We start from the raw sequence: 19551 nt of genomic DNA, 5'->3' as shown, positions 1-19551 counted from the left end.
GATTGTGGAAGAACAACGAGTTGTAGAAGAAGCACCCATTGCGGAAGAACAATCAGTTGTAGAAGAAGCACCGATTGTGGAAGAACAATCAGTTGTAGAAGAAGCGCCGATTGTGGAAGAACAACGAGTTGTAGAAGAAGCGCCGATTGTGGAAGAACAACGAGTTGTAGAAGAAGCACCCATTGCGGAAGAACAATCAGTTGTAGAAGAAGCACCGATTGCAGAAGAACAACGAGTTGTAGAAGAAGCACCGATTGTGGGAGAACAACGAGTTGTAGAAGAAGCACCGATTGCAGAAGAACAATCAGTTGTAGAAGAAGCGCCGATTGCGGAAAAACAACCAGTTGTACAAAAAGAAGAACCAAAACGTGAGAAAAAGCGTCATGTACCATTTAATGTTGTTATGTTGAAACAAGACAGAACGAGATTAATGGAAAGACATGCGGCTAGAACGAATGCAATGCAAGCTTCTATGAGTGAACGAGTAGAGAAGAAGTCCGTACAACAAGTGGCAGTAGACCCACAAGTGGAAGAGAAACCAGTGCAACAAGTGGCAGTGGACCTACAAGTGGAAGAGAAACCAATGCAACAAGTAGTGGTAGACTCACAAGTGGAAGAGAAACCAATGCAACAAGTAGTGGTAGGCTCACAAGTGGAAGAGAAACCAATGCAACAAGTAGTGGTAGACTCACAAGTGGAAGAACGCCCAATGCAACAAGGGGTAGTAGAACCACAAGTAGAAGAACGCCCAGTGCAGCAAGTAGTGGTGGAACCACAAGTGGAAGAACAACCGATGCAGCAAATGGTAGTGGAACCACAAGTAGAAGAACAACCAATGCAGCAAGTAGTGGTGGAATCACGAGTGGAAGAACAACCAATGCAGCAAGTAGTGGTGGAACCACAAGTGGAAGAAAAGCCAGTGCAGCAAGTGGCAGTAGACCCACAAGTGGAAGAACGTCCAGTACAACAAGTAGTGGTAGAGCAAGTACAAAAGCCAATTTCGAGTACGGAAGTACAAGAGAAAGCATATGTTGTAAATCAAAGAGAGAACGATATGCGAAATGTATTGCAAACACCACCGACATATGCTGTTCCGCCATTAACGTTGTTGTCAATTCCACAGCAAGCAGCGTTAGATAATACGGAATGGTTGGATGAACAGAAAGAATTATTAGATACGACGTTTAATAATTTCCATGTTGGCGCACATGTTATTAATGTGTCGCAAGGTCCGGCAGTAACTCGTTTTGAAGTACAGCCAGATCCAGGTGTGAAAGTAAATAAAATTACAAACTTAAGTGATGATATTAAGTTAAGTTTAGCTGCGAAAGATATTCGTATTGAAGCGCCGATTCCAGGGAAGAGTGCGATCGGAATCGAAGTTCCAAATAAAGAGAGTAAGCCAGTATTTCTTCGTGAAATTTTAAGAAGTCCTGTGTTTACAAAGAGTGAATCACCGCTTACAGTTGCGCTTGGACTTGATATTTCAGGCGATCCGATTGTAACGGATATTCGAAAAATGCCACACGGACTTATTGCGGGTGCAACAGGTTCTGGTAAAAGTGTGTGTATTAACGCAATTTTAACGAGCATTTTATATAAAGCGAAACCGCATGAAGTGAAGTTAATGTTAATCGATCCAAAAATGGTTGAGCTTGCACCATACAATTCTGTCCCACATCTTGTAGCACCTGTTATTACGGATGTAAAAGCAGCGACAGCGGCTTTAAAGTGGGCAGTTGAAGAAATGGAGCGTCGTTATGAATTGTTTGCGCACGCTGGTGCTCGTGATTTAACTCGTTACAATACGATTGTAAGTGGGCGAGAAATTCCAGGAGAGACATTACCTTATATCGTTATTGTCATTGACGAGTTAGCCGACTTAATGATGGTAGCACCTGGTGATGTTGAGGAAGCGATTTGTCGTATTGCGCAAAAAGCACGTGCGTGTGGTATTCATTTATTAGTTGCGACGCAGCGTCCATCTGTAGATGTTATTACAGGTTTAATTAAGTCAAACATTCCAACGCGTATTGCGTTTACAGTATCATCTCAAGTTGATTCGCGTACGATTATCGATATTGGGGGCGCGGAAAAATTACTTGGCCGTGGTGATATGTTATTCTTAGGAAACGGTACGTCTAAACCAGTTCGTGTACAAGGTGTATATGTATCGGATGATGAGATTGAGAAAACAGTTGATCATGTGAGAAAGCAAATGAAGCCGAACTACTTATTTAAGCAAGAGGATTTATTAGCGAAAACAGAACAAGCTGAGTCGGAAGACGAATTGTTCTTTGATGCATGTCAATTTGTTGTAGAACAAGGGGGAGCGTCCACATCTTCTGTACAGCGAAAATTCCGCATCGGTTATAATCGCGCGGCACGTCTCATTGAAGAGATGGAATCGCAAGGGATTATTTCTGAAGGAAGAGGAACGAAACCGAGAGATGTCCTTATTTCTGAGGATGAATTCGCTGCTATGCAGGAAACAAATGTATAGTAAATGGTTTTGCTGTATACTAATAGAAAATGTTGGATAGTAAAGTAGGGAGTAAAGCGACATGAAAGAAATTGAATTAAAATTAAAAGGTGAAATAAATAGACTAACAAATAGAACATTTAAATTTGACGAACGTGTTGGAGAAGGTTGGTTCTCTGCCGTTTACTTTTTAAAAACTAGAGAAATCATTGAAGAATTTCGCCCGAAAAGTGTTGTAACGATGCAATTTTTCCAAAAGGAAAATGCAGTTCTTTGCGGAACAGATGAAGTAATTGCATTGCTACAAACATTCGCTAAAAATCCTGAGGAACTTGAAATTAACTCTTTAAAAGATGGCGATAATATTAGTCCATTTGAAACAGTGTTAACAATTCATGGTCCTTATGAAAATTTCGGATTTTTAGAAGGTGTCATTGATGGGATTTTAGCTCGTCGTACATCGGTTGCGACAAACGTATATAACGTTGTCCAAGCTGCACGTAGTGTAGATAAAGAAAAACCAGTTATTTTCATGGGAGACCGTGACGATCATTATACACAACAAGCTGGTGACGGTTATGCAGCATACATCGGAGGTATGAGCGCACAAGCGACGCATGCGATGAATGAATGGTGGGGCAGAAGTGGTATGGGGACAATGCCTCACGCATTAATTCAAATGTTTAATGGTGATGTTGTTGAAGCGGCAAAAGCATATCATAAGAAATTCCCAGAAGATGAATTAGTTGTATTAATTGATTACAATAATGATGTCATTACAGATGCACTTCGCGTAGCGCGTGAATTTGGATCAACATTAAAAGGTGTACGTGTAGATACATCTCGCACAATGATAGATCAATACTTCATTCGCCACCCAGAAGTACTTGGAACATTCGATCCACGTGGTGTAAACCCATCGCTTGTATTTGCACTTCGTAAAGCACTTGATGATGAAGGATTCCAGCATGTAGACATCGTTGTAACTGGTGGATTTGATGAGAAGCGTATTCGTGAATTTGAAGCTCAAAACGTGCCGGTTGATATATACGGGGTAGGAAGTAGCTTATTAAAAATGAATATTGGCTTTACTGGTGATAACGTAGAATTAAATGGAAAACCAGAAGCGAAAGCTGGCCGTAAATATCGTCCGAATCCACGTCTAGAGCGTGTTCAATTAGAAAAAAGAGAAGATATGTAAAAGAGAGAAAAACTGATAGGTGATTGACCCTATCAGTTTTTCTGTTATCATAGTATAGCGGCTTCTTTTTTGCTATAATGGATTTGTTATGGACATAAAAAAGAAGTACGTACGAGTTTATCCTGATAAGTGAAGGGAAGAATAACTTCACTACATCAAAAATGTATGATGATTACCAAAATAAGAAAAGATTCATATACTGTCTTATAGATAGGCCGTTGTATTAGTTCGAAATGTTGGAGGTTCTTTAAGATGACAGTTTACCATTTTGTAGGAATTAAAGGAACAGGAATGAGTTCATTAGCGCAAATTCTTCATGACATGAAGCATACTGTTCAAGGGTCTGATTATGAAAAGCGTTTCTTTACACAAACAGCGTTGGAAAAGCGTAGTATCTCAATCCTTCCTTTTGATAAAAGTAATGTAAAAGAAGGACAAGTGATTATTGCAGGAAATGCATTTCCTGATACGCATGAAGAAATCGTAGCAGCAAAAGAATTAAACATCCCAGTACATCGTTACCATCACTTCTTAGGTGATCTTATGAACCAATACACAAGTGTTGCTGTAACTGGTGCACATGGAAAAACATCAACAACTGGTTTGTTAGCCCATGTAATGCAAGGTGCACACCCTACATCTTACCTTATTGGAGATGGAACAGGGCATGGGGTAGAAAATAGTAAGTATTTTGTATTTGAAGCTTGTGAGTATCGTCGTCATTTCTTGTCTTACAATCCAGACTATGCGATTATGACAAATATTGATTTTGATCATCCGGATTACTTTACAGATATCAATGATGTATTCAGTGCATTCCAAGAGATGGCATTGCAAGTGAAAAAAGGCATTATTGCATGTGGAGATGATGAAGAACTTCAAAAAATTCAAGCGAAAGTACCTGTTATTTTCTATGGATTTGGAGAAGATAATGATTTCCAAGCACGTAACATTCAAAAGAGAACAGATGGTACTATTTTCGATGTATTCGTTCGTAATACGTACTATGACACGTTCAAAATTACAGGATACGGCAACCACAGCGTATTAAATGCATTAGCAGTAATCGCGCTTTGCCATTATGAAAACGTTGATGTAGAAGCAGTTAAGCATCAGCTAACAACTTTTGAAGGCGTAAAACGTCGCTTTAATGAAAAGCCGATGGGAGAGCAAGTTATTATCGATGACTACGCACACCATCCGACAGAAATTAATGCAACGATTGAAGCAGCTCGTCAAAAACATCCAGAGCGTGAAGTTGTCGCTGTATTCCAGCCGCACACATTCTCACGTACAGAAAAGTTCTTAGATGAGTTCGCTGAAAGCCTAAGCAAAGCTGACCAAGTATACTTATGTGATATTTTCGGATCAGCGCGCGAAAACAAAGGTGAATTAACAATCGAAGATCTGCAGAAGCGTATTGACGGTGCAGAACTAATTACAGATACAACAACGGATGTATTAAAGAAACATAAAAACGGCGTTCTAATTTTCATGGGCGCAGGAGACATCCAAAAATTCGAAGCAGCTTACGTAAAAGAAGTTCAAGTTGCAGAGAAGTAATAGAAAAGACGCATAGCTGTGGCTGTGCGTCTTTTTTTGTTGTGTAGTATTGTTGTCGAATTTGGTCGGTAAGTCGATATATTTTAAAAATCGTTGATATATTGAGGGGTATTTTCTAATTATAAGTGTTAGAATAATAAGAAAATTAAAAGGAGCTAAAAACCATGTTTACACTCCGAGTAGACGAAGAAATCGAACTACAACTATTAGAAAAACATCATAAAGAGGAACTATATCAATTAATAAATCAAAACCGTAACCATTTAAGAAGATGGCTTCCTTGGGTAGATGGCATGAAATCTGCTGATGCTTATGATGAGATTTGTCCGATGTGGTTAAAGAAGTTTGCAGAGGGAGACGGTTTTGAAAGTGGTATACGTTATAAAGGAAAGCTCGTTGGGATGGTAGGTATTCATCCAGTAAGTTGGGGGAAGAAAGCAGCGAGTCTTGGGTATTACCTTGCAGAAGATGCTGGCGGGAAAGGTATTATGACGCGTAGCGTGAAGGCTGTACTTCACTATGCATTTGAGAATTTAAAATTAAATAAAATGGAAATTAGATGCGGTGTTGAAAATGTGAAAAGCCGCGCTATTCCAGAGCGTTTAGCGTTTAAGTTAGATGGTATTTTAAGAGATGAAGAATGGTTATATGATCATTTTCACGATATCGCTGTATATAGTTTACTAGCTTCAGAGTGGATAGAGATTCAAGATAAGTAAGAAATGTTATAGGTATATTCTTTAAGAAGGTCATTCAGAAATGGCCTTTTTTTATGAACTAAAATGGAATTAATGGTATAATTTAGGATAGGAGGTGCGTGTATGAATTTTCCAATCCACAGAAGTAAGTCAGTAGTAATTTTTGTTTGTCTCACGTTAGCCTTTATGTTTGTATATCCACTTGTCATGATTGTCACAAATAAATCCCAGTGGATGTCAGCTTTAATTGGGATGGGTTTATGCCTTATTGTAAATGTGCCACTCGTTTGGGAGGTATTTATTAAAAAGCATAAAGTAGAAAATGGTGTATTAAAGTACGGCATTTTAAATGATGATGTTGTATTAAAAGATATAAGAGTTGTTCGTCAAGTTGGAAAATACCTTGAAATTACGACGAATGCATACAAAGTACATATGGTTGCAATGCCGCAAGATAGGAATGAATTTTTGGCGCTTATCGAGAAAGAGAATCCAAATGTAAAAATAGAAATGGTAGGCAAGATATGAAATATGTAAAACCATTGTTTTGTTTGGAAATTTTGTTTGTGCTTGTTGGCTGCACTAAAGTATATACGAAATGGCATCTGCCTTTATATGTTCCGATATTAATTGGTACTATTGCAGTGGCGCTTTTATATTATTTTCATTTTCAGCAAACAAAAAGCGAGAAAAGTAGCTCTATGTAGTTAGGAGGATTAGAAATGAAAAAAGTCCTTATGTTATTTTTACTTTTGCTAACCGCATCCGTTCTTTTAATAGGATGTAGTACGAAGAAGGAAAAGGCAGATATGAACTTAGAAAAGGCACAAAAAGTTGAAATTGAATCACTTACTGATTCAAGTGAGAAAAAAGTAATTACCGATAAGAAAGAAATTGAAAAGCTGTTTGAAGTCATGAAAATGGATAAGTGGGAAATGCAATCGGCTCCTTTAGATACTCCGCAAGGGAAAACATTTACAATGTATCAAGAAGATACACCAAAATTATCGGAGTCGAGTAAAGATAAAAAAGAGTTACATGAAATTGGTGTGATGACAGTATATAAAGATGTCCCGTATGTGGAAGTTGAAATGAAAAATAAGAAAATGAGTTTTAAAGTGCCAGAAGATGTGGCAAAAGAGTTATTAGAGTATTAAAAAAAAACGTTCGGAGAAAATCCCGAGCGTTTTTTTTTTATTTTAAGTTCTCTGGGTTTAAAGCTTCTAGTTCAGGTACAACGAAGCGTCCGTCTTTACGGATTAGTACGTCGTCGAAGTAAATTTCGCCGCCGCCGTATTCAGGACGTTGAATGCATACTAAATCCCAGTGAATGTTCGAGTTGTTGCCGTTCCATGCATCGTCGTAAGCTTGTCCAGGAGTGAAGTGGAAGCTGCCATCGATTTTTTCATCGAATAGGATATCTCCCATTGGATGTAAGATGTATGGGTTTACGCCGATTGCGAACTCACCAACGTAGCGTGCGCCTTCATCTGTATCGAAGATTTTGTTAATGCGTTCTGTATCGTTTGCAGTTGCTTCAATAATTTGGCCGTTCTCAAACTTAAGTTGTACATTTTCAAATGTATAACCGTTGTAAGGAGATGGTGTGTTGTAAGAAACCGTACCGTTAACAGAATCACGAACTGGTGCAGAGTATACTTCACCGTCTGGAATGTTTAAATGACCTGAGCATTTAATAGCTGGAATGTCTTTAATAGAGAATGTTAAGTCAGTTCCAGGACCAGTTAAGCGAACTTTATCTGTTTTATTCATTAATGTAACAAGGCTATCCATCGCCTTATCCATTTTACCGTAATCTAAGTTACAAACTTCGAAGTAGAAATCTTCGAAAGCTTCTGTGCTCATTTTAGCAAGCTGCGCCATAGAAGCATTTGGGTAGCGAAGAACAACCCAGCGTGTTTTTGGAACGCGGATGTCTCTATGAACTTTCTTACCAACTGTTTGACCGTGAATTTGCATTCTTTCACTTGGCACGTCAGCTTGTTCGTTAATGTTATCGCCAGAGCGAAGACCGATATAAGCGTCCATATCTTTCATTACGCTTGCTTCATACGCAGCGATTTGTTCGAAATGTTCTTCAGTAGCACCCATTAATAAAGAGCGATCTACTTGATGATCTTTTAAAGAAACGAATGGGAAACCACCAGCTGCATATGCTTCTTTTACAAGTGCAGTTACAAGTTCTTTTTGTAAGCCAAAGTTTTCAATTAATACTTTTTCACCTTTTTGTAAGCGGATAGAGTAGTTAATTAAATTGTATGCTAACTTTTCAATGCGTGGATCTTTCATATGTAAAGCCTCCCTACTAATTATGTATCCTCCCCTATTGTAACCTACTTAGTGGAATTTGTTGAATCATTTATGTTAAAGTTGACGAATAAGTATGAAAATTCTAATGAAAAGATAGGGATTAGAACGAAACGGAAAATGATTGTATAATAGGGGAAAGTATGAAAAAGATAAAGGAAGTGATGAAATGCAAGTTCTTTTATATGTAAGTGCAGCTATTATCGCGGTTGCTTTCGCTGTATTAGTAGTGTATGTATGCAGAACGTTGTTATCGGTTCAGAAGACGTTAGAAAACGTTGCAAGCACGTTAGAAGGTTTAGAAAAGCAAATGCAAGGGATTAGCGTAGAGACGGAGCAATTATTACATAAAACAAATGCGTTAGCTGATGACATCCAACAGAAATCACAATCATTAAATAAAGTGGTATCGGGTGTAGATGGAATTGGAACGACAATCCATTCTTTAAATACGAAACTTCGTAATGTATCAGAGTCTGTTACGGACGAAATTGAAAATAATGCAGATAAAGTAGCGCAAGTTGTACAGTGGAGTAGCGCAGCAATTGAAGTATACAATCATTATCGTTCGACAAGACAAGAGAAAAAGGTTGAAAAAGAAGAGCGTAAACTAGAAAGACTTGAGAAGAAAGCTGAAAAGAAAGAGAAGCGTTCTAGACTTCGTATGAGAGGTGAATCGTGATGAATATGACAAAAGTTGAAACAATTGAAGAGCTTGAAGTACTAGTAGAAAAAAACGAACCTTATGTTCTTTTTAAACATAGTACGACATGCCCGATTAGTCATGGTGCCTATACAGAATTCCAAGCTTATTGTAGTGAAGAAAGAGCGGTACCAGCGTATTACTTATACGTACAAGATGCGAGAGATGTTTCGAATCGTGTTGCAGAACAGTACAGCATTAAACATGAATCTCCGCAAGTTTTATACATAAAAGATGGGATGGTAGTATGGAATACATCTCATTGGAATATTAAAAAAGATGCTTTAGAAGAGAATATTAAATAAAAAGAAGCAAGCGAAAGGTGCTTGCTTCTTTTTTTTGTTTTTGTTGAAATATATTTAATGGTAAACTGTTAATAGTTCAAACTAAATAACTAGATTGTTGAAAGTAGGTTTTAAGTAATGAAGAAAATGGCATTATCTTTCGCGGTCGTAAGTCTATTACTAGGAGCTTGTAGTAATGATACGATTAGTAAGAAGGATGAAGTTATACAGAAAGATACGAAAGAAAAAAGCATGATCCCGAGAACTGCTGTTTCTAAAGATTATTATAGAACTGTAATCCCTTTAAAAGAACAAAAGGTTATAAATACAGCTAATATAAAAACAAATTCTAAATTAGATTTAGCAGAGTATGAAAATGGTTTAATGAATATTGCAAAAGAGCAATTTGATACAGAAAATCATGTGCTTCAATTAAATCAGTATATTCCTGAGAAGTTAGTTGATGAACTAGTCGCCAAAGTAGAAGCACCCGTTTTGACAAATATTATAGAACAAGACTATTTCGGGAAGCAGAATTCAAACGAACTAAGTTTATCTGGTGTTATGATTGGTTTAGCTATGTCTTCAAGCGTATCGAATGAAGAAGCAATGTCTAAGGGGACCGAAGTTGCCAAGCAACTTATTGAAGCTATTCATAAAAATGACAAGTATAATAAATCCCCAATTACGTTTGCTATCTTTAAGCAAGAAAGTACAAGTTCTTTAAAAAATGGTACGTATATTGCTAGTGCTACCGTTCAAAAAAATGATACGAATCTTGGAAATTGGAATACGATTGAAGAAAAAGCGTATTCATATCCTTCTGATGAATTTACACAAGCACATGGAGAAGATAATACAAAAATAAATAAATTTGCTGAGGCAATGAAAGGTTTTTCTCCTGGAGACTTTATCCCAGTAAATGCTAAGGTTTCTTATAAGAAAGATCAAATGGATACATTAAATATGAATATTGTTATTAAATATAACGGTAAAACAGAATTAATGGCCCTTACCCAACTGGCTGCTCAAAGTATGTTAGAACAATTACCGAAAGGTGCAAAAGTGCAATTACAGATAAAGTCCGAGAATAAAATCGAGGCAATTGTTATAAAAGAGAAAAACAGCGATAAACCGTTTGTTTCCTTCTTGTAAAAAAAGACAGTGTTTAAACTGTCTTTTTTTATTTTAAATGAAAGTGTACGTTGTTTGTTGAGAGGGGATTTGAAAATCGTATATATATCAGCTATAAAGTAACATATAAGAATTTGAAAGAGCGCCGCGTTATACGCGTCATATTTCCGCTGTGCCGATTTTAAAGAAAGAAACCTATTTACCCCTGGCGTTGTCGATATAACGCATTCTACAGGACGCCGTGATCTTCTATTGTCAGTTGTGAAGTACTTCCAGATCCAGCGCATCAAATGACTATCATTGTCGATTCTTGTTGGTAAGTCGATATATTTGGAAAATCGCTGATATATTTCGAGCTGCGATCGATATATTAAAAAAATCGCCGATATAAATTTCATTTACTATCTTACTGCTTAAAATGAGGTTTCTACTTATGAAACATCTATATTTTTACAAAAAATGCCCTTTTTTTTATAAAAAATACGAAAATACGAGAAAAGAAGCGAATTTTTTCGAAACTTTTGCGGGAAAATATTGTATGAGCCTGCGTTTTTATCGTATCATTAGTAAAAGGAAGAACTCGGGACGATTGGTGGCATCTGCAAATAGAGTTGATGTCTTTTTTTCATTCAAGTAACCGATACATAAAAATAGATAACAAAAATAGAAGGAGTGTGCGATGAGATGAACGTAACAATCTATGATGTAGCGCGCGAAGCGAACGTTTCAATGGCTACCGTATCACGCGTTGTGAACGGTAACCCAAATGTAAAGCCTACAACAAGAAAGAAAGTATTAGAAGCAATTGATCGTTTAGGATACCGCCCAAATGCGGTAGCACGTGGACTAGCAAGTAAGAAGACAACTACAGTAGGTGTTATTATTCCTGATATCTCAAATACATTTTATGCAGAACTTGCTCGTGGAATTGAAGATATCGCAACGATGTACAAATATAACATCATTTTAAGTAACTCTGACCAAAACAAAGAGAAAGAGTTCCATTTATTAAATACGATGCTTGGAAAACAAGTAGACGGAATTGTTTTCATGGGTGAAGATATTACAGATATTCACATTGAAGAATTCAAAAAGTCTCCAGTACCAATCGTATTAGCAGCGTCATTTGATGAGCAAAATGAAACGCCATCAGTAAATATCGATTATACACAAGCAGCTTACGACGCAATGAAGCACTTTATTGAGCAAGGACATAAGCGTATCGGTTTCGTCTCTGGTCCTTTCATTGATAAAGCGGGAAGCGCGAAGAAGTTACAAGGTTATAAACAAGCTCTAGAAGAAGTAGGTATTTCATATGATGAAAATCTTGTAATCGATGGAGATTACACATATGATTCAGGTATCGAAGCTTTCGAAAAGCTTTGGAGCAGTGATGAGAAGCCAACAGCGATCTTCGTATCTTCTGACGAAATGGCACTAGGTGTAATTCATGCAGCACAAGACGCTGGATTAAACGTACCAACTGATGTAGAAGTACTTGGTTTCGATAATACACGCCTTGCATTAATGGTACGTCCACAGCTTTCAACAGTTGTACAACCAATGTATGATATCGGTGCAGTAGCAATGCGTCTATTAACAAAGTATATGAACAAAGAAAAAGTGGAAGATCACACTGTTATCTTACCTCATCGTATCCAATTTAGAGATTCAACGAAGTAAGTATAAAAAAGCTCACAGCATTTGCTGTGAGCTTTTATTCATATTCAGGGTAGTATGCTTTTACTACGGTATCTACCGTTTCATTTTTCTTAACGTGTAAAAATCTTGCGTACAATTCTTTTCCCGTTTCAAATGGTGTATCGTCTAATTCAAACACATGCAATACTTTTCGAAACGTCCACGTTACTTGCTCACCGTACATATTATCGTACGATTCTTCAGAGTGTATAGCTATCTTTTCACCTAATTCGTGAGCTTCCTCTATACTGTTTGCTTTAACAAGAATAATACTTTCTTCAAAAAGTGTATCGTGACTCTCTTCATAATGCTCATCAATTTTCGTAGGATCAGGCTCACCAGAATGAACAGATTCAAACAATAATTGTACAGCGTACATTTGGGAAATCTCCTTATGCCGAATGTTTCATTTTATAAACAATACTTGCTACAAGTGAAGCTGGTATTGTAAAGACGTTACTTTGATGATAGAGTATTTGGGATTCTTCATAAGACATGTTGTCATATAGTTCGTTTTGTGAGGCATTCATTTTCTTCTGTTTTTCTTTGAGCATCTTCATATAGTTATACTGTATTGGGACGAGAATGATGAAATAGGCTAATACGATTAGTGAAATCCAAATCATTATGAACACTCCCTTATAAAGAATATTTGTATATGATAATTATATCAATTAATGTAAAAAATAACCATTTTTAATTGGGGCTAATTTTCTTCTAGAAATGCGAACAGTTCCTCTTGGTTGCTTAAATTGCAATCAATACATGTTTGTGCAATACATTTTAACCCTTGTAATAATGCCTCTATGTGCAAAGTATCGTACTGAATTGTATTTCCCTCTATCATCGTTTCGTCTTTTTCTAAGTTCATTGATATTTTTAGTACAGCTTTATTGCTTTGTAGATTTACAACTTCGATATAAAAAAACTGTTTGTTTAAGTCAATCGTAACATAATCGAATCGTTCGACTAACTCTAAATCCCCTACAGTAGTATATTCCAAATGAACCACTCCTCATTGTGTAAGTGTATGTTGTAATGCTTTCGCTACAGTTGGGGGTATTCCTTGTTATATGTCACATAAGTGCAAATTCAACTATTATAGGGCAATGTCATGTATAATAGAAAGAAAAGGTTTGTGAGGGGGGAGAAAAGATGATCGTTCTTTGGATAATTACGCTTTGTATGACTGCTATTTTTGCATATATGACGTTAAAACAAAATGGCTTAAAGCGATTTGTTCCAGGAAGTATTCTTGCAGGAATTGCCCTTATCACGTATGTAATTTCTATTTTTATTGAAAGTGTATCAGTGGATATGAGCACAAGTTTAATGTTTATGGGTATTACACTATTTGCAGGTAGTATTATGGTACTTATGGTTGCTGGTATTATTTTATTTATTCATATGAATTCGGAAACGTTATAGTATATAGAAAAGGCATGTCCCCTCGGGACATGCCTTTTTATCCGTTCAATTATGCTCTATCTTTAGAAGAATTTTGTTGTTTTAATAAGTCGCGAATTTCGCCAAGAAGTTCTTCTTCTTTTGTTGGTTCTGGAATTTCTTCCTCTTTTTCTTCTTCTCTTTTAGATGTTAGTTTGTTGAATACTTTAACAAACATAAAGATAGCCGCTGCAATAATTAAGAAATCAAAAATAGTTTGGATGAAGTTACCATACATAATAGATGACTTACCAAATGTAATTTTTAAATCTGTAAAGTCAACGCCACCTAATACCATACCAAGTAATGGTGTGATGATATCTTTTACTAAAGAACTAACGATTTTACCGAATGCAGCACCGATTACAACCCCGACAGCTAAATCGATTACATTCCCTTTGAATGCGAATTTTTTAAACTCGTTCCACATGTGTTAATCCCATCCTCTCCACGATTCATTATGAAATTTATAATTCCTATCAACATATTCTATAGAAATTTGCGAGAGAAATAAAGGGGAAATGGGAATGAAAGTAAATTCTGAAAAATGTATCCGTTTTAATTTTTATTTACATCATCTAGTAAAGATTGCAACAGTTGCTGCGTTTTTAATCCTTCCAAACCATCTACTAATGGCTTTGTATCTCCGTGTACACAGTCAATAAAATGATGAACAGCATCTTCAAAACCGCGCTGTTTTAACGTCGTATCCCATGATGGTGAACCGCTTTGTGAAACAGAGTTTTCCTCTTCAACTTCAAATGTATTCATATTTTTTACACGAATGATTTTCCCTGTCGTTACAAGTTCAATTTGTTCTAAATTTGTACCGGCATGGCGGTGCATCGCTGTAGAAAGTAACAGTCCACTTGGAGTTGTATATGTATGATGTCCGTAAAGAAGTTCATTCTTTTCATTGATTTGCATCATATTGTGAACGACGTTAAGGTCATCATTAGCTAACCAGCGAGCAGTATCTACAATATGTAAGTAATCATCTAACATCGTAAAGTCGTACGTATATGGCCCGACTTTATTTGAACGGTGTTTTTCAATTCGAATCCACGAAATATCATGAGCTTGCTCTTTTGCCGCAACGTACATAGGAACGAAGCGGCGGTTAAATCCGACCATTAACTTTCGATTGTACTGTTCGCTCAATTCGACTAGTTTCTCAGCTTGTTCCACTGTAGCAGCTAACGGCTTATCTACATAAACATCGATTCCTTTTTTCAGAAGTTCAGAAACAATCTCATAATGCGTAGCAGTTGAACTATGAACGAAGATTGCATCACATTCTGAAGCTAACGTTTCAATAGAATGAAAGTCTTGAATACGGTATTGCTGGCAAACTTGTTTCCTTTTCTCCGCGTTAGGTGTAAACGCCCCTACAAAATTCCAATCTGTTTCTTTTGTAAGTGTTGGAAGATAGGCTTTTTGTGCAATACTTCCAAGTCCAATCATCCCAATTTTAGGTTTGTTCATTCTTATTCCCACCCTATTAATATTGATGTAACGGCTTAAATGTAGCATAGGGCGGGGGAGGAAGGCAAAAATTAGCTTTTACTTATGTCCTTCTAACAAAATCTTCTCTATCTCTTTAAAGTTATGAGCGCGAGCGTGCTCTAGCGGGGTAACCCCATCGTTGTCTGGAATATTTACATCTGCACCGTGTTCAATAAGAAGGCGAATGACTTGTTGTTGTGTTTCATTTCCGTTACTTAGTACGATGGCTTCCATTAAAGCTGTCCATCCGAGGTTATTTACATGGTTTACATCGATATTTGTTCGTGTGAGGAGTTCTTTTATAATATTAATATAGCCATGTTCTGAGGCTGGAATAAGAGCTGTACCGCCGTATCGATTCGTAAGCGTTGGATCAGCCCCAGCATCAATCGTTAGTTTTAAAATATCCAAGTAACCCTCAGCACCAGCGTAAAGAAAGGGATTGTTTTGCATATCATCTTGGATATTTACGTCGGCCCCCGCATCGATAAGCGCTTTGGCGGTTTTTACATCATTTTTGTATGTAGCAATCATAAGAGGAGTACGTCCTTTATTGTCTGTTATATTTATGTCAGCCCCTTTTTTGAGTAACGATATAACAGTATTCGTTTCTTGTTTCTCAGTAGCTGTTAGTAGCGCGGTCTCCATGTTTGTCATCTCCTTTTTAACTTCTTGTTCTTGCGAGCATCCTTGCAAAAAAATTACACAACATATCATGCTTAATGTTTTTTTGAACATGGAATCTCAACCTCCTAATTTCAACTGTAAAATAAGAACATTAAATTTTTATAAACTGACGCTAAAATTACTATAAAATCGCTTGAGTATTTGAACATATATTTTTATGCTTATTAGTAATAAGGTTTGATAAAGTGAGGATGTAACATATGTCTATTAAAACAAGGTTTTTATTTTCTTATATCGCTGTCATTTTCGTTTCTATTACGCTTATATTAGTTGCAGGATTTTTAATCGTTTTTTCGATAACAGGTGATTTGGAGTCAGTGAAAAATTTCTATAAAAGTTCTTACATTCAAAAGCCACTTACACCAGAAGAAGAGAATGCGTATATTGAGTTGAAGTCGGCAGCAAAGAAACATCAATCTCAACTATTAGATGAATCGTTCGTTTCATCACTTGAAAAAGAAGGGGTGAAAATAGTTGTAAGAAAGGGAGAGACCATTTCTTATACTACAAAAGTATTTGAAAGTGTATCTTTAAAAGAAGCTCTTCCAAAATTTGAATCAGCAAATATTAATAGTCGTGGTACAACGGAACTAGGTGATACATTTTATCGATATGTAAAGTTTGATTTTTATTTTCCTCAGGAAGAAGAGGGGAGTATATTTGTATTAAAAAAGCAAAGTTCATTTGTAGATCTTACACAAAAATTATTTCCGATTTTGTTTGTATCACTTTTACTGTTAGCCGTGTTGCTTATTGGATTATTAAGTTATCTCGTCTCAAGAAGTGTGATAAAACCAATCTTTGTATTGAAAGATGCGACTGAGAAAATTAAAGAAGAAAATTTAGATTTTCAAATACCAGTTACATCGCACGATGAGATAGGGCAATTGAATCAAGGATTTGAAGAAATGAGAAAGAAATTAAAAGAGTCGATAGAGATACAAACACAGTATGAAGAAAATCGAAAAGAGCTCATTTCAAACATCTCTCACGATTTAAAAACACCGATTACCTCAATTATCGGATATGTAGAAGGAATAAAAGACGGGGTAGCAAATACACCAGAAAAAATGGATAAGTACTTAACGACTATCCATACGAAAGCAAGACATATGGATACACTCATTGATGAATTATTTTTATTTTCAAAGCTCGATTTGAATCGAGTTCCATTTCAGTTTGAAACGGTTGAATTAAATATGTTTATGCAAGAATTAATAGAAGAGATGCAGATGGATTTAAGTAAAGAAGGTATAGAAGTTAACTTACAATTACATGCATCACCACTATATGTAACGGCTGATTGCGAAAAGATAAATAGAGTGATATCAAATTTAATTCATAATAGTGTGAAATACATGGATAAAGAAGAAAAGAAAATTACTGTAACAGTATGGAGTGATAACAATAAAGTTATTGTGAAAGTAATGGACAATGGATCAGGTATCGAATCTGATACACTTCCTTATATTTTTGAACGGTTTTATCGTGCAGAGCAATCGCGAAATTCTAGTACAGGTGGAAGTGGACTTGGCTTAGCGATAGCGAAGCAAATTGTTGAAGAACATGGCGGGAATATTTGGGCGGAAAGCGAGCTTGGGAAAGGCACAAGTATTTTCTTCTCATTGGAAAAAGTAGAGAAATGTGGTGAGTAATTTGAAAAGAATTTTACTAATAGAAGACGAAGTAAGCATTGCAGAATTACAGCGAGATTATTTAGAAATTAGTGATTTTCAAGTTGATGTAGAACACTCTGGAGAAACAGGTTTACAAATGGCCCTGCAAGAAGACTACGATTTAATTATTTTAGATATTATGCTTCCAAAGATGAATGGATTTGAAATTTGTAAGCAAATTCGAGCTATAAAAGATATTCCAATTTTACTTGTTTCAGCAAAAAAAGAAGATATAGATAAAATTCGCGGGCTCGGTTTAGGGGCGGATGATTATATAACGAAACCGTTTAGCCCAAGTGAATTAGTCGCAAGAGTAAAAGCCCATATTTCTCGTTATGAAAGATTATCAGGAAATGTAAGTAAGCAACGCGATACGTTATATATTCACGGAATTTCTATTGATCAAAGGGCGAGAAAAGTTTTTATAAACAATGAAGAAATTGCGTTTACAACGAAGGAATTTGATTTATTAACATTCTTTGTAACGCATCCAAACCAAGTATTAAATAAAGAACAGTTATTTGAACGCATTTGGGGATTAGACTCTGCTGGTGATTTAGCCACTGTTGTCGTTCACATTAGAAAATTACGTGAAAAAATTGAAAGAGATCCCGCTCACCCACAATATATTGAAACAGTGTGGGGAGCTGGTTATCGTTTTAATGTGTAGGGAACCTGCCGAGTAATTGGCAGGTTTTTTTGTATGTTATTCGAACAAAAAAGAAAAATAGGAAATTCATGTTAAAATATAAAGAGGAATAAAAAATAGGAGAGCATGAGAGGGAGTGCTACATTTTGGGGGAGACATTAAAAGATAATAAATCAAGCAAGGTTTTAAAAATTGGAACTAATATCATACTTATCTTATTAATTATTGGTGCAATACAAATGTTTTTTGATGAAGATTATACGAATGATCATTTCGGTGGGTTATTTATGATGGTCTTTTTTGGAATTAAAATAATTTCTAGTTTTATGGTAAGTTTAAAAGAAGGAGATAAAAAGGCAGTATTACTCAATGTGGGTGTAGTTGTTATTTCTTGTGTTCTTTTAGTTGTTTTTAGTATGAAATATTTCTTCTAAAAATTAAGCTCATAGTCATATAGAGACTTTGAGCTTTTTGTCATTGTTTAGACTTCCTTAATAATAACAGTACTGACGTAATAATTTATAAAATACTTGAGTAGTAGAAGTAAACTGAGCAGCTTCTTCCAAAAAAGGATAATGGTTGCTGTCCTCAAATGGAACGAATATAGAATTACGTATACCCTCATGCAACTCGATAGAGTACTGAATCGGGCATTGCACATCGTGTCGTCCGCACATAATAAGGGTCTTTGTATTGATAGAAGGTAAATACTCTCTTAAATCAAATAAAGGATATTCTTTATTGAAAGCGTTCATCCGGCTAGCAGACATTATTTTTGTGATTGGTTTATCAAAATAAGAATTGTAGTTTTCTGGTTTATACAATGATAATTTTGTTCTCTTCGTAGATAGTTCTTTCCGTTCTTCATTTGTAAGGTGAGGGCTTTTTAAGTTTTCAATGAGTTGTTGCATATAATGAAACTGAGGATGTTCCGGATGATAAATACAAAATGGTGTTTCGGTATAGTTACTTGCTGCGGCTCCGGCCACGACTAATGATTGTAAGGATTTTGGATATGTGATTGCATATAAAATTCCAAGCATACCGCCAGTTGAATGGCCAGCGAAATGCCATGTGGAAAATTACAAAGCTTCTTTAATTGCTTCTAAGTCGTGAATCGTTTCAATCATACTTAATTCTTTTTCAGAATTGGCTTTTGCTGAGTTACCAGCGTCTCGTAAATTAATGAGGAATACACGATGCGTAGAAGTGAAAACATCTGCAAAGTAATCACCAGTTTCATTAAATTGTGAATAGTGATGTGTAATGCAAAGTGGTTCGCCACTGCCTTTAGTAAAAAGCTCGAATGTGCCACGTTTCGTGTGGATCATTTGTTGTTTCCACATAATATCACGACCTTTCCTCATGAAAATTGGGCCAGACTGTGACTAAATGAAAATATATCAGCGATTATTGGAATATATCGGCGCAACTCAAAATATATCAGCGATTATCAGAATATATCGGCGTAACCTGAAATATATCAGCGATTA

The 19551-nt window shown here is 36.1% G+C and carries 22 protein-coding genes and 2 pseudogenes; 16 read left to right on the top strand and 8 right to left on the bottom strand.

Translation table 11 applies throughout. From position 1 onward, the window contains the following. The 7 genes from ACQVV1_RS20820 to ACQVV1_RS20790 all read left to right on the top strand — a co-directional run. The coding region (locus ACQVV1_RS20820; protein WP_431169453.1) for a DNA translocase FtsK at window positions 1-2503 on the top strand (2503 nt) is incomplete at its 5' end. A 61-nt stretch (window positions 2504-2564) separates the two neighbouring features. Further along, window positions 2565-3683 (top strand): nicotinate phosphoribosyltransferase, encoded by a 1119-nt coding sequence (locus tag ACQVV1_RS20815; protein ID WP_063222453.1) that lies wholly within the window; start codon window positions 2565-2567, stop codon window positions 3681-3683. A 252-nt stretch (window positions 3684-3935) separates the two neighbouring features. Then, window positions 3936-5246: a UDP-N-acetylmuramate--L-alanine ligase gene (murC, locus tag ACQVV1_RS20810; protein WP_060632578.1), complete on the top strand. Its 1311-nt coding sequence runs from the start codon at window positions 3936-3938 to the stop codon at window positions 5244-5246. Window positions 5247-5410: 164 nt separating this feature from the next. Beyond that, window positions 5411-5965, top strand: coding sequence for a GNAT family N-acetyltransferase (locus tag ACQVV1_RS20805; RefSeq protein WP_242252456.1), 555 nt, complete (start codon window positions 5411-5413; stop codon window positions 5963-5965). Between the two features lie 102 nt (window positions 5966-6067). Next, window positions 6068-6472, top strand: a complete 405-nt coding sequence (locus ACQVV1_RS20800) for a PH domain-containing protein (protein ID WP_242252457.1) — start codon at window positions 6068-6070, stop codon at window positions 6470-6472. After that, the gene (locus ACQVV1_RS20795) at window positions 6469-6651 is read left to right on the top strand and encodes a hypothetical protein (RefSeq protein ID WP_242252458.1); all 183 of its coding nucleotides are present in this window, start codon (window positions 6469-6471) and stop codon (window positions 6649-6651) included. Before ACQVV1_RS20800 ends, ACQVV1_RS20795 begins: the two co-directional genes overlap by 4 nt. A 15-nt stretch (window positions 6652-6666) precedes the next feature. After that, a complete protein-coding gene (locus ACQVV1_RS20790) occupies window positions 6667-7101 on the top strand; it encodes a hypothetical protein (protein ID WP_242252459.1) in 435 nt (144 codons plus the stop codon). 37 nt (window positions 7102-7138) lie between these two features. Here the strand turns inward: ACQVV1_RS20790 and ACQVV1_RS20785 are convergent, their stop codons facing one another. Then, entirely contained in the window at window positions 7139-8254 is a 1116-nt protein-coding gene (locus ACQVV1_RS20785) for an aminopeptidase (RefSeq protein WP_431169451.1), read from the bottom strand. Between the two features lie 187 nt (window positions 8255-8441). On the opposite strand from ACQVV1_RS20785, the gene ACQVV1_RS20780 reads away from it, so the two are divergent. From ACQVV1_RS20780 to ccpA, 5 genes and pseudogenes are all read left to right on the top strand, one after another. Beyond that, on the top strand, window positions 8442-8954 hold the full coding sequence (locus ACQVV1_RS20780) for a DUF948 domain-containing protein (protein ID WP_080468442.1): 513 nt from the start codon (window positions 8442-8444) through the stop codon (window positions 8952-8954). Beyond that, window positions 8954-9280, top strand: a complete 327-nt coding sequence (ytxJ, locus tag ACQVV1_RS20775; RefSeq protein ID WP_001057490.1) for a bacillithiol system redox-active protein YtxJ — start codon at window positions 8954-8956, stop codon at window positions 9278-9280. The genes ACQVV1_RS20780 and ytxJ overlap by 1 nt, the downstream gene beginning before the upstream one ends. Window positions 9281-9397: 117 nt before the next feature. Next, the gene (locus tag ACQVV1_RS20770; RefSeq protein ID WP_242252461.1) at window positions 9398-10414 is read left to right on the top strand and encodes a CamS family sex pheromone protein; all 1017 of its coding nucleotides are present in this window, start codon (window positions 9398-9400) and stop codon (window positions 10412-10414) included. Window positions 10415-10526: 112 nt separating this feature from the next. Beyond that, a pseudogene (locus ACQVV1_RS20765) lies at window positions 10527-10660 on the top strand (bifunctional 3-deoxy-7-phosphoheptulonate synthase/chorismate mutase); the annotation flags it as partial. Between the two features lie 417 nt (window positions 10661-11077). Then, window positions 11078-12076 (top strand): catabolite control protein A, encoded by a 999-nt coding sequence (gene ccpA, locus ACQVV1_RS20760; RefSeq protein ID WP_242252462.1) that lies wholly within the window; start codon window positions 11078-11080, stop codon window positions 12074-12076. Between the two features lie 34 nt (window positions 12077-12110). Here ccpA and ACQVV1_RS20755 read toward each other — a convergent pair whose 3' ends face one another. The 3 genes from ACQVV1_RS20755 to dhp61 all read right to left on the bottom strand — a co-directional run bounded on the left by ACQVV1_RS20755 (window position 12111) and on the right by dhp61 (window position 13097). After that, a complete protein-coding gene (locus ACQVV1_RS20755; protein ID WP_309259422.1) occupies window positions 12111-12473 on the bottom strand; it encodes a DUF4288 domain-containing protein in 363 nt (120 codons plus the stop codon). 13 nt (window positions 12474-12486) lie between these two features. Further along, window positions 12487-12720, bottom strand: a complete 234-nt coding sequence (locus ACQVV1_RS20750; RefSeq protein WP_242252464.1) for a DUF3949 domain-containing protein — start codon at window positions 12718-12720, stop codon at window positions 12487-12489. An 80-nt stretch (window positions 12721-12800) separates the two neighbouring features. Then, window positions 12801-13097, bottom strand: a complete 297-nt coding sequence (gene dhp61 / locus ACQVV1_RS20745) for a protein Dhp61 (RefSeq protein ID WP_242252465.1) — start codon at window positions 13095-13097, stop codon at window positions 12801-12803. 152 nt (window positions 13098-13249) lie between these two features. Here dhp61 and ACQVV1_RS20740 point away from each other — a divergent pair, with 152 nt between their 5' ends. Further along, window positions 13250-13522 (top strand): DUF3917 domain-containing protein, encoded by a 273-nt coding sequence (locus tag ACQVV1_RS20740; RefSeq protein ID WP_000636592.1) that lies wholly within the window; start codon window positions 13250-13252, stop codon window positions 13520-13522. A gap of 49 nt (window positions 13523-13571) precedes the next feature. Here the strand turns inward: ACQVV1_RS20740 and mscL are convergent, their stop codons facing one another. The 3 genes from mscL to ACQVV1_RS20725 all read right to left on the bottom strand — a co-directional run bounded on the left by mscL (window position 13572) and on the right by ACQVV1_RS20725 (window position 15784). Further along, entirely contained in the window at window positions 13572-13970 is a 399-nt protein-coding gene (mscL, locus tag ACQVV1_RS20735; protein ID WP_000267001.1) for a large-conductance mechanosensitive channel protein MscL, read from the bottom strand. 128 nt (window positions 13971-14098) lie between these two features. Then, entirely contained in the window at window positions 14099-15025 is a 927-nt protein-coding gene (locus tag ACQVV1_RS20730) for a Gfo/Idh/MocA family protein (RefSeq protein ID WP_242252466.1), read from the bottom strand. 78 nt (window positions 15026-15103) lie between these two features. Beyond that, window positions 15104-15784 (bottom strand): ankyrin repeat domain-containing protein, encoded by a 681-nt coding sequence (locus ACQVV1_RS20725; RefSeq protein WP_242252468.1) that lies wholly within the window; start codon window positions 15782-15784, stop codon window positions 15104-15106. A gap of 149 nt (window positions 15785-15933) precedes the next feature. On the opposite strand from ACQVV1_RS20725, the gene ACQVV1_RS20720 reads away from it, so the two are divergent. The 3 genes from ACQVV1_RS20720 (at window position 15934) to ACQVV1_RS20710 (ending at window position 18492) form a co-directional block, all read left to right on the top strand. Then, window positions 15934-17388 (top strand): sensor histidine kinase, encoded by a 1455-nt coding sequence (locus ACQVV1_RS20720; RefSeq protein ID WP_431169448.1) that lies wholly within the window; start codon window positions 15934-15936, stop codon window positions 17386-17388. A 1-nt stretch (window position 17389) separates the two neighbouring features. Continuing rightward, complete coding sequence (locus ACQVV1_RS20715; RefSeq protein ID WP_063222470.1) at window positions 17390-18079, top strand: response regulator transcription factor; 690 nt, start codon at window positions 17390-17392, stop codon at window positions 18077-18079. A 125-nt stretch (window positions 18080-18204) separates the two neighbouring features. Then, a complete protein-coding gene (locus ACQVV1_RS20710; protein WP_242252470.1) occupies window positions 18205-18492 on the top strand; it encodes a hypothetical protein in 288 nt (95 codons plus the stop codon). A gap of 57 nt (window positions 18493-18549) precedes the next feature. Here the strand turns inward: ACQVV1_RS20710 and ACQVV1_RS20705 are convergent. Further along, window positions 18550-19425, bottom strand: a pseudogene (locus ACQVV1_RS20705) (alpha/beta fold hydrolase). Between the last annotated feature and the right edge of the window lie 126 nt (window positions 19426-19551).

Source organism: Bacillus basilensis, from assembly GCF_050630465.1.
Lineage (GTDB): Bacteria > Bacillota > Bacilli > Bacillales > Bacillaceae_G > Bacillus_A > Bacillus_A basilensis.
Note: the sequence above shows the minus strand (reverse complement) of the source record. Positions and strands in the feature narration are given on the sequence as shown.